Consider the following 13,061-nt stretch of genomic DNA (forward strand, 5'->3'; position numbering starts at 1 on the left):
CGGAGGCCGGAACCGGCAAGCCGTGCGGAGAGCCGACCGGGCCGCCGTGCCGCTGCGGCAGTTTGACGCACTGCGACAACCGGTCACATCCGTTCTTAACCAATACCGGACCAGAATTGCCCCAATTACACGTCGTGCGGAGAAGCGCTGTGGACGCGCTGCTGTTATCCAGGATCCAGTTCGGGTTCGTTGTCAGTTTCCATGTGCTGTTTCCGGCCTTCACCATCGGCACGGCCAGCTGGCTGGCCTTCGTCGAATGGCGCTGGCTGCGCACCCGCAATCCGGTCTGGCGCGAGCTGTTCTTCTTCTGGCAGAAGATCTTCGCCGTGTCCTTTGGCATGGGCGTGGTCAGCGGCATCGTCATGGCCTTCCAGTTCGGCACCAACTGGCCACGCCTGAGCGAAGTGGCCGGTACCGTGATCGGGCCATTGCTCACTTACGAAGTGCTCACCGCGTTCTTCCTGGAGGCCAGTTTCCTGGGGGTGATGCTGTTCGGCTGGGACCGGGTCTCACCGCGGCTGCATTTTTTCTCCACCTGCATGGTGGCGCTGGGCACGCTGTTTTCCACGTTCTGGATCCTGTCCTCCAACAGCTGGCTGCACACCCCGGCCGGCTACACGATCATCGACGGCATCGTGCATCCGCAGGACTGGTGGCAGGTGGTGTTCAACCCGTCCTTCCCGTACCGGCTGGCGCACATGGCGCTGGGCTCGTTCATCACCACCTGTTTCGTCATCGGCGGCGTCGGGGCCTGGTATCTGCGCCGTGGTGTGCACCTGGAAGCCGGCCGCAAGATGCTGGTGGCCGCCGTCGCCTTCGCCGCGCTCACGGTGCCGGTGCAGATCTTCGTCGGCGACATGCACGGCCTGAACACGCTCAAGCACCAGCCGATGAAAATCGCCGCGATGGAAGCGCACTGGCATGACACCCCGCCCGGTGAGGGTGTGCCGCTGGTGGTGTTCGCCGTGCCCAACGAAAAAGAAGAACGCAACGATTACGAGATCGCCATTCCCAAGCTGGGCAGCGTGATCCTCACCCACAGCCTGGATGGCACCTTTGCGCCGCTGAGCTCGGTGCCGGCCAGCGAGCGGCCGCCGGTGGTGCCGGTGTTCTACGCGTTCCGCATCATGGTCGGGATCGGCACGCTGATGCTGCTGGTGGCCTGGATCTCGGCCTTCCAGCTGTGGCGTGGACGCCTGCTGCAGTCCACATGGCTGCTGCGCGGCTGGCACTGGATGCTGCCCAGCGGTTTCATCGCGCTGGTGGCCGGCTGGTTCGTCACCGAGATGGGCCGGCAGCCGTGGGTGGTGTATGGCGTGCTGCGCACGGCCGATGCGGTCGGGCCGCACAGCGCGTGGATGACCGCGCTGTCGCTGGCGGTCTACGTCATCGGCTATCTGTTCGTGTTCGGTTGGGGCACCTGGTACCTGGCCAAGATCCTGCGTTCCGGCCCGGCGCCGCATGAACAGCCGCCGCGCGATGACGGCACGCATACACCGGCGCGGCCGCTGTCCGGCGCCGATGAACCGCTGGAGGGGCGCTGAGATGGACATGGCAACCGTGTTGACGGTGGCGTGGTTCGCGGTGATCGGTTTTGGCGTGCTGATGTACGTGGTGCTGGACGGCTTCGTGCTCGGCATCGGCATCCTGGCGCCGTTCGCCGAGGACGAGCCGCAGCTGGATGTGATGATGAACACCGCCGCGCCGATCTGGGACGGCAACGAAACCTGGCTGGTGCTCGGCGGCGCCGGGTTGATGACCGCCTTTCCCAAGGCCTATGCGGCGCTGCTGTCGGCGCTGTATCTGCCGGTGCTGCTGCTGGTGATGGCGCTGGTGTTCCGTGGCGTGGCGTTCGAGTTCCGCTTCAAGGCGCAGCGTTCGCGTCGGCTGTGGAGCGTGTCCTTCGCACTGGGCTCGCTGCTGGCCGCCTTCGCGCAGGGCGTGATTCTGGGCGCGCTGGTGGAAGGTTTGAAGATGCAGGACGGGCGCTATGTCGGCGGTGCGTTCGGCTGGTTCAGCCCGTTTTCGATGCTGACCGGGGTGGCGGTGGTCACCGGCTATGCGTTGCTGGGCAGCACCTGGTTGATCCTCAAGACCGGCGGCCGGGAGCAGGCGCTGGCGCGTTCGCTGACGCGGCCATTGATGGTGGCGGTGCTCGTGTTCATGGGCCTGGTCAGCACCTGGCTGCCGTTCCTGCAGTCGCGGGTGATGGAACGCTGGTTCAGCGACGGCAACTTCTGGTGGCTGTCACCGGTGCCGCTGCTGACGCTGGCGGTGGCGGTGGCGCTGTGGCGCAGCGCGATGCACCCGCGCCGCGACCTGCCGCCGTTCCTGCTGACCCTGGCGCTGTTCGTGCTGGGCTTCCTCGGCCTGGTGCTGGGCATGTGGCCGTACCTGCTGCCGCCGACGATGACGCTGTGGCAGGCCGCCGCGCCGGCCACGTCGCTGGGTTTCAGCATGGTCGGACTGGCGCTGCTGCTGCCGGTGATCCTGGGCTATACGGTGTGGTCCTACCGCGTGTTCCGCGGCAAGGTCACCGCCGAGATGGGCTACCACTGACCCGGCACGGCGCGTGCGGCTTGCCAGCCGGGCAAGCCGCCGCCAAGCTAGCCGCCGGTTGTCCGCGCCCCGGTGCGGCCGGTCGTCCATTCGCCCAGCCGAGGTCGTGGTTGTCGTATGCCCGTTGCCCCCGAAGCAGCTTCCTCCCGCGCCGTCCATCCACTTGCCACCGGCCCCAGCGACCGGCCATTGGCGGTGCTCGGCAGCGGACCGGTGACGCTGGCAACCTTCCTGGCGCAGGTTCGCGGGGTCGCGGCGCAACTGCCGGCGGGCCGGCATGCGGTCAATCTGTGTGAAGACCGCTACCGTTTCCTGGTGGCGTTCTGCGCGATCGCACTGCGCGGCCAGGTGAATCTGCTGCCGTCCTCGCGTGCCCCGGCGGTGGTGGCCGATGTGCGGCAGCGCTATGCACAGACCTATTGCGTGGGCGATGCCGCGCCGGAGCGGCTGCCGCCCGACTGCCATGTGCTGCCGGCCGAGCTGCCGCAGCTGGCCGGACCGGTGCCGCAGCTGGCCGAGCAGCAGCTGGTGGCGATCGGCTTCACTTCCGGCAGCACCGGTGTACCCGGCGCCAATCCCAAGACCTGGGGCTCGTTCCTGACCAGTACCGCGCAGAACCTGCAGGCGCTGCAGGACCTGTGGGGGCCGGCGCAGCCCTCGCTGGTGGCCACGGTGCCGCCGCAGCACATGTACGGCATGGAGATGTCGGTGCTGCTGCCGTTGCTGGCACCGGCCACGCTGCAGGCCGGGCGCCCGTTCTTTCCGCAGGATGTGGCGCAGGCACTGGCCACGGTGCCGGCGCCGCGGCTGCTGGTGACCACCCCGGTGCACCTGAAGGCGCTGGTCGAATCGGGCGTGGCGCTGCCGCCACTGGCCGGGATCGTCACCGCCACCGCCCCGCTGCCGCAGGAACTGGCCGCCGCCGCCGAGCAGCGTTTCCACACCGAGGTGCGCGAGGTGTTCGGCTCCACCGAAACCTGCATCTTCGCCCGCCGCCGCACCGCCCGCGAGACCGCCTGGCAACTGCTGCCGGGAGTCTGGCTGGAACCGCAGCCCGATGGCACCCGCATCCATGCCCCGCACCTGGCCACGCCGGTGTTGCTGGCCGATCTGGTGGAGCTGCTGCCCGGCGACCGCTTCGTGCTGCGCGGGCGACGGGCCGATCTGCTGGAAATCGCCGGCAAGCGCGCCTCGCTGGGCGACCTGACCCGCAAACTGCAGGCGCTCGAGGGGGTCGAGGATGCGGTGGTGCTGCAGCTGGCGCCGGAACCGGGACATACGGTGGGTCGCATCGCCGCGCTGGTGGTGGCCCCGCAGCGCGAGGTGGCCGAGCTGCTGCAGGAGCTGCGTCCGCTGATGGATCCGGTGTTCCTGCCGCGGCCTTTGCGCAAGGTCGAGGCGCTGCCGCGCAACGAGACCGGCAAGCTGCCGCGCGATGCGCTGCTGGCGCTGCTGGGCCACTGAGCCCCGCAGCGCCGGGCCTTTTGCGCCGCCGGCTCAGCCGCCGTGGACGCCGTCGATCTCCACGCGCAGGTCGCGGCGGCACACCGTTGCATGCAGCAGCAACCGCGGCACCTGCGCCTCCAGATGCTGTGACAGCTGTTGTTGCACCTGCGCCAGCTCGTCACCGTCGCGCACATAGACCTTGAGCCGGCTTCCGGCGCCGAACTGTGGCGGCAGCGCGGGGACATGCTGGCGCGCCGCGTCGATCAACGCGGTGAAGTTGGCGAATGTTTCCTGCAGCTGGAGGGCGGTGCAGTCGGCGTGCAGGGTCTGGTGTCCGACCACGCTGGCGGTCCCGGACAGCAGCAAGGGCAGCGCACTGCCGGGCGCGGCCAGCATGGCGCGGGCGAAACTGGGGGGCTGCGGCCCGTACTGGCGCGGATAGCGGTAGGCGCTGACCTGACGCGGGTTCTCCAGTGGAATGCCCGGTTCGCGGGCGGCCAGCCAGTAGACCTGCAGTACCCGTACGCCATCCACCCGGCCGATCGCGGTGGCCGCCGGCAGGGTGGTCGGATCAACCGTGCCGAGGCCGCGGGCGCGGCCGATGCAGAATTGTCGATAACGCTCCTGGTCACCGTCGCCTTCGGTGATGGCATCGAAGTAATTCCAGATCCGCAGCAGATGCGGGTAACCGTGCTGCGGCAGCGCGGCAAGCATCTGCGCGTAGGCCTGCTGCGAGGCTTCCAGGATGCCGCCGGCGGTAGCCTCATCGATCTGCATGGCGCCAAACAGCAGCGCGCCATCGCTGGCCCAGGCCAGGCCGTTCGCGTCGCGTCCGCTGCGCACCGGCGCGCGGCTGCGCCACACTTCCAGCTGCGGTTCACCATGGGCCTGCAGGCCTACCTGCAGATAACGCGGATCGTCACTGGCCGGCGCGTCGCGGCCGGCATGAAAGGCGAAGATGGCCAGCACCTGCGGATCGGCCAGCAACAGCGGCAGCTGCGCGGCCGGCACATAGTCGACGGTCAATGCGGCCAACGCGGACGTCACCGCCGCATGGGCGCTCATGGTGCGCTACCGGAACACGCACATGCGGTGACCGGCGTGGTGTTGCGGGCAAGGCCGGACGGGGTAGGCGGCAACGGGGGTGGTGCTGGAAACATCATGCGCTGGACATTCGGTGTAACCGGGATGGCACATGATAGCGCGCGTGTTTTTTCCACCGCGGTTGCGCTATCGACGGTGATGCCGGATCGTTACGCCTCCATAATCGTCGCTGGACCTGTACATGTCGCCACAAACCCCGTCCGAGGCCGCATTGGCTGAATTGCTGGTGGAAAGCCTGAACCTGGAGGACGTCACTCCGTCGCAGATCGATCCGGAGGCGCCGCTGTTCAATGACGGCCTGGGCCTGGATTCGATTGATGCGTTGGAGCTTGCGCTGGCCATCAGCAAGCGCTACGGCTTCCAGCTGCGCTCGGACAATGAGGACAACCGGCGTATTTTCACGTCGCTGCGCTCGCTTTCGGCTCATATCGACGCCAACAAGCCCGCCTGAGGTGGAGCGCGTGGCTGTTGCGCCTCCTTCCGGCCACGGTGCGGCCGCTGCGCTGATCCGCATGCTGCTGCTGCTGGCCTACCCGCTGCTGTCGCACGTGGCCAGCCTCCGTAGCGACGGGATCTGGGCGGCGGCGGCGATGTTCAGTCTGGTACTGCTGCTGTTGTTGGCGCCGCTGGCACAGCGCCGCGGCTGGGCCCTGCCGCTACTGCTGCTGTGCACGCTGGCGCTGGTGTGGTTGGCCGGCTCGCCGCTGGCGTGGATGCTGTTGCTGGCCCCGCCGGTGGTGTTCCCGCTGCTGGTGGCGTGGGGGTTCGCCCGCACGCTGGGCGCAGGCCAGGTGCCGTTGATCGGGCGCATCATGCGCGCGTTGTATCAGCGTGCCGGCATGCCGGTGACCGCCGCGCTGGAGCGCTATACCCGCCACCTGACCGGGGCCTGGGTGGCGGTGCTGGTGCTGCTGGCGGCCTTGAACCTTGCCTTGGCGGCCAGCGCCGTACCGGGGGGGCTGCTGGTCATGTTGGGCCTGCGGCCGTGGTGGCCGGTCACCCATGAGCAGTGGTCATGGTGCGCCAATATCGCCAACTGGGGCCTGATCGGAGGGTTCTTCGTACTCGAATACGCGCTGCGTACGCGCCTGTTCCCGGACCGTCCAGATCGCAACGCCGTGCAGTTCGCGCGGCAGATGGCGCAGCTGGGTCCCGCGTTCTGGCGCGACCTGTTGCGCTGAGCGGTACCGGCGCCGGTTATCCTTTGCGGCCGTCCTTGTTCCGGTGGATGCCATGCAATTCACTATTCCCGCCGACCATCCCTGCCTGCCCGGCCACTTCCCGGGGCGGCCGCTGGTGCCGGGCGTGGTGGTGCTGGAGCAGGTGTTGCTGGCCATCAGTGGCCAGTGCGGCGTGCCGGTCACCGCCGTGCGCCTGCCGCAGGTGAAGTTCATGGCGCCGCTGCTGCCGGATCAGGTCGCGACGATAGAACTGGAAGGCGCCGCGCCGCGCTGGCGCTTCAAGGTGCTGCGCGAGGCGCAGCTGCTGGTGCGCGGTGAGCTGGTGATGGCAACGCCGGACGCCTTGGCATGAGCGAGGTCGACTGGAAGCGCCGTCCTGAAGGCGGCGGCCGCGGTGCGATCCGGCTGATTGCCGCCATCGCCCGCTATGGCGGGCGCGGCGTCTCGCGGCTCTGCCTGTATCCGATCACCCTGTATTTCCTGCTGATGCGCGGCGCCGAACGCAACGCCTCGCGCGCGTTCCTGTCGCGGGTGCATGGGCGCCCCGCCTCGTTGGCCGAAGTCGCCCGGCATATCCATACGTTCGCGGCCACCATCCTGGACCGGGTGTTCATGCTCGGTGGGCGCATGCGTTTGTTCGATATCCACAATGTCGGTCTGGAGCAGCTGCACGCGGCGATGGACCAGGGCCGTGGGGTACTGGTGTTCGGCTCGCACCTGGGCAGTTTCGACGCGCTGCGCGCGCTGGGCCGGCAACGCCCGGACATCCAGCTGCGGGTGCTGCTGGACAAGGCGCACAACCCGGCGATCACCGAGGTGCTGGCCGAACTGGATCCGGTGCTGGCGGCCGGAATCATCGATGCCGGCCAGGACGGCCCCTCCATCGTGATGGCGATCAAGCAGGCGCTCGAGGAAGGGGCGCTGGTGGCGATGCTGGTGGATCGCGCGCGGCCGGGAGAGCCGTCGGTCGCCGCGCCACTGCTGGGCACGCCTGCGCCATTTCCCACCGCGCCGTGGCTGATTGCCGCCGTGCTGAAGGTGCCGGTGGTACTGGCATTTGGTCTGTACCGCGGGGGCAACCGTTACGATCTGGTGTTCGAGGCGTTTGACGACGTCGTCGAGATCCCGCGCCGCGAGCGTGCCGGCGCGTTGGCACAGCTGGTCCAGCGCTACGCCGCACGGCTGGAGTCGCGGCTGCGCAGTGCCCCTTACAACTGGTTCAATTTCTATGATTTCTGGCATGCCGATGACCACGCGTTCCCTGCCCCGGTGGACCCGGCGCGCACTCCTGCTGCTGATCTCCAGCACGGCCCTGACAGCCTCGGCGAGCGCCCTTGAGGCCCGCTGGATCCTCCAGCAACTGGCCCAGCCGGCACCCAGCCAGACCGGCTTTGTCGAGTTGCGCGGTTCGGCGCTGCTGAAGGAGCCGTTGCGGGTGGAAGGCCAGTACCGGCGCCCCGACAACGCCACGCTGGTGCGCGAGGTGAGCGCGCCTTACGCCGAAACCACCACCATTGCCGAGGGCAAGGTCAGCATTGCCCGTGCCGGCAAGCCGCCGCGGGTATTCGCGCTGCAGCGGGTGCCGGAACTGGCCGACCTGCAGACCAGCTTCGGCGCGCTGCTGTCGGGCGACCAGGCGGCGCTGGAGCAGGCCTACCGGCTTGAGCCGCAAGGCACCCCGCAGCGATGGCAGCTGCGACTGGCGCCGCGCGGCGAGGCGCTGGCCCGGCGGGTGGCCAGCATCACCTTGCACGGCCGCGGCAACGAGCTGCGCTGCATTGAAACGCGCCCGGCCAAGGGCGATGTGCAGCGGACCCTGCTCGGTGGTGCCGCGGTGGCCGCCGCCGCGGTACGCGATGCCGACGCCCTGACGGCGTTGTGCCACGACGGTGGATCGCGTTGAGCCTGTCATCGAAGCAGCGCATCGGTCTGGCGATCGCTTGGCTGTTGCTGCTTGCGGTGGCCAGCGCGTGGATCAGCGCGCGCGTCCAGCTCAGCGGCGACCTGCGCAAATTCATGCCCGATGCGCAGACCCCGGCGCAGAAGCTGCTGCTGGACGAACTGGGCGAAGGTCCCGGCACCCGCCTGCTGCTGGTCGCGCTGTCCGGCGCGGCGCCGCTCGAACTGGCCTCGCAGTCACAGGCGCTGCGCGCGCAACTGGCACGGGATCCGCAGTTCGAACTGGTCACCAACGGCGAACAGGCCGGTCTGGAGGCCATTGCGCCGCAGCTGCTGCCATACCGCTATCTGCTGGGCGAGTTGCCGGACGATGCGTTCTCCACTGCGACGTTGCGCGAGGAACTGCAGGCACGGGTGCAGGATCTGGGCTCGCCGGCCGGTGCGCTGATCGAGCCGCTGCTGGCCTCCGACCCGACCCTGCAGATCCTGCGGGTGGCCGAATCACTGCAGCCGGCCAACGCGCCCCAGCGGCTGGAAGAGGTGTGGTTCGACCGCACCGGTACCCAGGCGTTGCTGCTGATGCAGACCCATGCCGCCGGGTTTGATCCCAGCGGTCAGCAAGCGGCGGTGGATGCGGTCGAGCGCGCCTTCGCGCAGGTTTCAGCCGACAGTGGCAGCCGGCTGGAGCTGAGCGGGCCGGGGGCGTTTTCGGTCAAGATCGGCAATCGCACCGCCAGCGAAGCGGGCACCATCGGTACGCTGGATACGCTGGGCATGATCCTGCTGCTGTGGCTGGCCTACCGCAGCTGGAAGATGCCGATTCTGGGCTTCCTGCCGCTGGCCAGTGCCGGTCTGGCAGGGCTCGGCGCGGTGGCGCTGGGCTTTGACGGGGTGCACGGCATCACCATCGCTTTCGGCTTCACCCTGATCGGGGTGGTGCAGGATTATCCGATCCACTTCTTCAGCCACCAGCGTCCGGGCCGGTCACCGTGGGACAACGTGCGCGCGCTGTGGCCGACCCTGGGCACCGGGGTGATCGCCACCTGCATTGCCTACCTCACCTTCCTGTTCTCGGGCGTGGACGGCCTCAAGCAGCTGTCGGTGTTCACCATCACCGCGTTGCTGACCGCGGCGCTGGCCACGCGCTACCTGCTGCCGGCACTGGTCGATCCGCCGACCCGCGACTTCGCCGATTCGGCCCTGCTGGCGCGCATCTGGCGACAGGTGCAGCGGCTGCCGCGGCCGCGCTGGTCGCTGGCGGCGCTGGCGCTGGCGGCGGTGGTCGCCCTGCTGTGGGCGCCGGGGGCGTTCTGGCAGAACGATCTGGGGCGGCTGACCCCGGTCGATCCGCAGGATCTGCAGCGCGATGCCGAGTTGCGCAAGGAGCTGGGCGCGCCAGACGTGCGCTATGTGCTGACCTTGCGTGGCGAAAATGCACAGGCAGTGCTGGCGGCTTCGGAACAGCTGCGCCCTTCCCTGGAGCGACTGGTGGGCGAAGGCGCGCTGGACAGCTATGACATGGCGGCGCGTTACCTGCCCAGCGCCGCCACCCAGCGCAGGCGCCAGGCGCAATTGCCCGACACCGCCACCGTGCAACAAGCGCTGGATACCGCGGTCGCCGAGACCCCGTTCCGCGCCGATGCCTTCGCGCCGTTTGTGCGGGATCTGCAGCAGGCCCGCAGCGCGCCGCCGTTGCAGCCCGCCGATCTGGAGGGCACGCCCTTGGCGACCGCGGTGGGGGGCTTGCTGCTGCAGGGGCCGGATCATGCCACTGCGCTGGTTTCGCTGGGCGGGCTGCACGACGTGGCCGCCGTGGCCAGCGCCGCGCGTGCGCACGGCGCCGAGCTGCTGGACATGAAGCAGGCCTCCGAAACGTTGGTGGCCGCCTACCGCGGCCGCGTGCTGCTGGCGCTGGCGGTGGCGATGGTGCTGCTGACCGCCACCGTCTGGCTGGCGTTGCGCTCGCCGCGGCGGGTATGGCGGGTGTTGCTGCCGATGGCGCTGAGCACGCTGCTGGTGCTGGCGCTGCTGCGCGGCAGCGGTGTTGAACTGAACCTGTTCCACCTGATCGGCTTGATCCTGGCCGCCGGGCTGGGATTGGATTACGGGCTGTTCTTCGAGCATGCCGGCGACAACCATGCCGACCAGTTGCGCACCCTGCATGGCCTGCTGGTCTGCAGCCTGATGACGTTGCTGGTGTTCAGCCTGCTGGCGTGGTCCTCGATTCCGGTGTTGCGCGCCATTGGCAGCACGGTCGCTCTGGGAGTGGTGTGCAACTTCGTGCTGGCGCTGCTGGTATCGCGTCATCCGTCGCGGGAGAGTGCCGATGGTCACGCGTGAGCAGATCCTGTCGATGATTCCGCACCAGGGCGGCATGTGCCTGTGGGACCGCGTGCTGCACTGGGATGCCGGCAGCGTGCAGCTGCAGGCCGGCAACCATCGTGACCCGGAGCATCCGCTGCGCCACAACGGGCAGCTGGGCGTCATCCATCTGTGCGAATACGGCGCGCAGGCGATGGCGGTGCATGGCGGGCTGCGCGCCCGCGATCACGGCGGCCGGGCGGCGCCGGGCGTGCTGGTGGCGCTGCGTGATGTGCAGCTGCATGTGTCGCGCATCGACCAGTTGCCCGGCCTGATCCAGGCGCATGCACAGGTGCTGGTGGAAGCCGAGGCCAGCCAGCAGTACGGCTTCCGCATCCTGCATGAAGGCCAGTTGCTGGCCGAAGGCCGCGCGGCGGTGATGCTGCAGCCGCTGGCATGATTTCCTTCTTTTTCGACCGATCACGGATCCGACCATGACCTCTACTCCCCGACGCGCCCTGGTGACCGGAGGCAGCGGTGACCTCGGTGGCGCCATCAGTCGCCAGCTGGCCGCCGACGGCCACCATGTGATCGTGCATGCCAATGCCAACCTCGTCCGCGCCCAAACCGTGGTGCAGGAGATTCTCGCCAGCGGCGGCAGTGCCCAGGCGGTGGCCTTCGATGTCGCCGATGGCGCAGCCACCGCGCAGGCGCTGGAGGCGCTGCTGGCTGATGGCCCGGTGCAGATCATCGTCAACAACGCCGGCATCCACGACGACGCGCCGATGGCCGGGATGGACGCGGCCAAGTGGACCCGAGTGATCGAGGTGTCACTGCACGGCTTCTTCCATGTCACCCAGCCGCTGCTGCTGCCGATGGCGCGCACCCGCTGGGGCCGCATCGTCAGTGTGTCCTCGGTGGCCGCGGTGCTGGGCAATCGCGGCCAGACCAATTACGCCGCGGCCAAGGCCGGTCTGCATGGTGCCTCCCGGTCACTGGCGCGCGAGATGGCCAGCCGCGGCATCAGCGTCAACGTGGTCGCCCCCGGGGTGATCGAAGGGCAGATGGCCGCCGACGCCTTTCCCGCCGAGCTGATCAAACAGACGGTGCCGGCCGCGCGCGCCGGCACGCCGCAGGAAGTGGCCGCGCTGGTCGCCTTCCTGTGCAGCGATGCGGCCGGTTACATCAACGGCCAGGTGATCGGGATCAACGGCGGCATGGGCTGAGTGGCGTTGCGGTAGTGGAGGCGGACGGCGTGGATTGCCTCCGGCCCCGGCTGTGCCCGGCCGGCGCGCCTCACCGGGGCGGGCTGGTTTCCGTGATGCGGCCAGGCCCTTGCGTGCCCGACGCCGGTTGCCGCCTTCCGGCAAACAGGGTCAGCAACGGCCCGGTCATCAGTGTGGTCACGATCGCCATCACCAGCAGCAGCGTGAACAGCTCCTGGCCAATCAGGCCGGCATCGAGCCCGACCTTGATCACGATCAGCTCCATCAGCGCCCGCGCGTTCATCAGTGAGCCCACCGCAAACGAATCCCGCCAGGGGTAGCCGCCGATGCGGGCCCCGGCTGCGCCGCCCAGCACTTTGCCCAGCACCGCCGCGGCCAGGATCAGCGCCAGCGCACCGAGCCCGGCCCCGACAAAGGCGTCGGCACTGGTGTCCAGCCCGGCCAGTGCGAAGAACACCGGCATCAGTACGATCACCGCCACGTGTTCAAGCCGCTCGATCAGGCTCTTGAGCAGGCGGTCGTCGCGCGGCAGGCAGGCGCCGAACAGGAACGCGCCGAACACCGGATGCAGGTGCAGCCATTGGGTGGTGGCGGCGCAGGCGAACATGCCGATCAACAGCGCCGCCATCATCATCCCGGATGGCACGCCATCGGCCGCGTAGCGTCGCAGCAGCCCGCCGAACAGCGGACGCAGGCCGCCGAACACCAGCGCGCACAGCAGTACCAGGCCCAGGGTGGTCTTGAGAAAGCCCGTGTAGCCCTCGCCCGAACCGATCAGCGCCACCACCAGCGCCAGCATCATCCAGGCGAACACATCGGCGATGGCGGCCGCCGACAGCGACAACCGTCCGATACGGGTATGGGTCATGCCGCGTTCTTTGAGAATGCGCGCCATGATCGGGAAGGCGGTGATCGACATTGCCGCGGACATGAACAGTGCGAACGGCCAGAAGCCGACGCCGGCCGGGGCCAGCGTCGGATGCAGCCACGGCGCGATGCCGATGCCCATCGCCATCGGCAGCAGGACGCTGAGGATGCCGACCCAGCCGGCGCTGCGCAGCTGCGCACGCACACCGTCGGGCGCGCGCAATTCGGCACCGACGATGAACATGAAAAGCACCAGTCCCAGTGTCGACAGCGCCGACAGCGCGGGCAGCGAGGCCGGGGCGAACAGGGTGGCGTGGAAGCCTGGAAACGCGGCGCCCAGCACGATCGGACCCAGCACGATGCCGGCGGCCATCTCGCCGATCACCGGCGGCTGGCCCAGATAACGCAGCAGCAGACCGCACAGGCGAGCGACCGCCAGGATCACCAGCAGCTGCAGCAACAACGGGGTATGTGACAT

General features: G+C 68.8%; 13 protein-coding genes. 11 read left to right on the plus strand and 2 right to left on the minus strand.

The genetic code is table 11. The features are described 5' to 3' along the window. Window positions 1-149: 149 nt before the first annotated feature. The 3 genes from ACVOMC_RS00970 to ACVOMC_RS00980 all read left to right on the plus strand — a co-directional run bounded on the left by ACVOMC_RS00970 (window position 150) and on the right by ACVOMC_RS00980 (window position 4,023). Complete coding sequence (locus ACVOMC_RS00970) at window positions 150-1,544, plus strand: cytochrome ubiquinol oxidase subunit I (RefSeq protein ID WP_481522483.1); 1,395 nt, start codon at window positions 150-152, stop codon at window positions 1,542-1,544. Between the two features lies 1 nt (window position 1,545). After that, complete coding sequence (gene cydB / locus ACVOMC_RS00975; RefSeq protein WP_481522484.1) at window positions 1,546-2,559, plus strand: cytochrome d ubiquinol oxidase subunit II; 1,014 nt, start codon at window positions 1,546-1,548, stop codon at window positions 2,557-2,559. A gap of 117 nt (window positions 2,560-2,676) precedes the next feature. Continuing rightward, the gene (locus ACVOMC_RS00980; RefSeq protein ID WP_481522485.1) at window positions 2,677-4,023 is read left to right on the plus strand and encodes an AMP-binding protein; all 1,347 of its coding nucleotides are present in this window, start codon (window positions 2,677-2,679) and stop codon (window positions 4,021-4,023) included. Between the two features lie 33 nt (window positions 4,024-4,056). On the opposite strand, the gene ACVOMC_RS00985 is transcribed toward ACVOMC_RS00980, so the two are convergent. Continuing rightward, the gene (locus tag ACVOMC_RS00985) at window positions 4,057-5,070 is read right to left on the minus strand and encodes a chorismate transformation FkbO/Hyg5 family protein (RefSeq protein WP_481522486.1); all 1,014 of its coding nucleotides are present in this window, start codon (window positions 5,068-5,070) and stop codon (window positions 4,057-4,059) included. A 220-nt stretch (window positions 5,071-5,290) separates the two neighbouring features. Here ACVOMC_RS00985 and ACVOMC_RS00990 point away from each other — a divergent pair, with 220 nt between their 5' ends. The 8 genes from ACVOMC_RS00990 to fabG are packed head-to-tail and all read left to right on the plus strand — an operon-like array spanning window position 5,291 to window position 11,716. Continuing rightward, on the plus strand, window positions 5,291-5,560 hold the full coding sequence (locus tag ACVOMC_RS00990; RefSeq protein ID WP_054659917.1) for a phosphopantetheine-binding protein: 270 nt from the start codon (window positions 5,291-5,293) through the stop codon (window positions 5,558-5,560). A gap of 10 nt (window positions 5,561-5,570) precedes the next feature. Further along, window positions 5,571-6,290, plus strand: a complete 720-nt coding sequence (locus ACVOMC_RS00995; protein WP_481522487.1) for a ketosynthase — start codon at window positions 5,571-5,573, stop codon at window positions 6,288-6,290. 52 nt (window positions 6,291-6,342) lie between these two features. After that, a complete protein-coding gene (locus ACVOMC_RS01000; RefSeq protein ID WP_481522488.1) occupies window positions 6,343-6,642 on the plus strand; it encodes an ApeI family dehydratase in 300 nt (99 codons plus the stop codon). Next, window positions 6,639-7,628 carry an LpxL/LpxP family acyltransferase gene (locus ACVOMC_RS01005; protein WP_054659921.1) on the plus strand — a complete coding sequence of 330 codons (990 nt, stop codon included), beginning with the start codon at window positions 6,639-6,641 and terminating at the stop codon, window positions 7,626-7,628. Before ACVOMC_RS01000 ends, ACVOMC_RS01005 begins: the two co-directional genes overlap by 4 nt. Beyond that, the gene (locus ACVOMC_RS01010; protein ID WP_057505551.1) at window positions 7,531-8,193 is read left to right on the plus strand and encodes a LolA-related protein; all 663 of its coding nucleotides are present in this window, start codon (window positions 7,531-7,533) and stop codon (window positions 8,191-8,193) included. Before ACVOMC_RS01005 ends, ACVOMC_RS01010 begins: the two co-directional genes overlap by 98 nt. Further along, window positions 8,184-10,529: an MMPL family transporter gene (locus ACVOMC_RS01015; protein WP_481522714.1), complete on the plus strand. Its 2,346-nt coding sequence runs from the start codon at window positions 8,184-8,186 to the stop codon at window positions 10,527-10,529. Before ACVOMC_RS01010 ends, ACVOMC_RS01015 begins: the two co-directional genes overlap by 10 nt. Continuing rightward, complete coding sequence (locus tag ACVOMC_RS01020) at window positions 10,516-10,950, plus strand: hotdog family protein (protein ID WP_481522489.1); 435 nt, start codon at window positions 10,516-10,518, stop codon at window positions 10,948-10,950. The genes ACVOMC_RS01015 and ACVOMC_RS01020 overlap by 14 nt, the downstream gene beginning before the upstream one ends. A gap of 34 nt (window positions 10,951-10,984) precedes the next feature. Then, the gene (gene fabG, locus ACVOMC_RS01025) at window positions 10,985-11,716 is read left to right on the plus strand and encodes a 3-oxoacyl-ACP reductase FabG (RefSeq protein ID WP_481522490.1); all 732 of its coding nucleotides are present in this window, start codon (window positions 10,985-10,987) and stop codon (window positions 11,714-11,716) included. A gap of 70 nt (window positions 11,717-11,786) precedes the next feature. On the opposite strand, the gene ACVOMC_RS01030 is transcribed toward fabG, so the two are convergent. Then, on the minus strand, window positions 11,787-13,061 hold the full coding sequence (locus ACVOMC_RS01030; RefSeq protein WP_481522491.1) for a cation:proton antiporter: 1,275 nt from the start codon (window positions 13,059-13,061) through the stop codon (window positions 11,787-11,789).

This window comes from Stenotrophomonas sp. STEN014, from assembly GCF_056760315.1.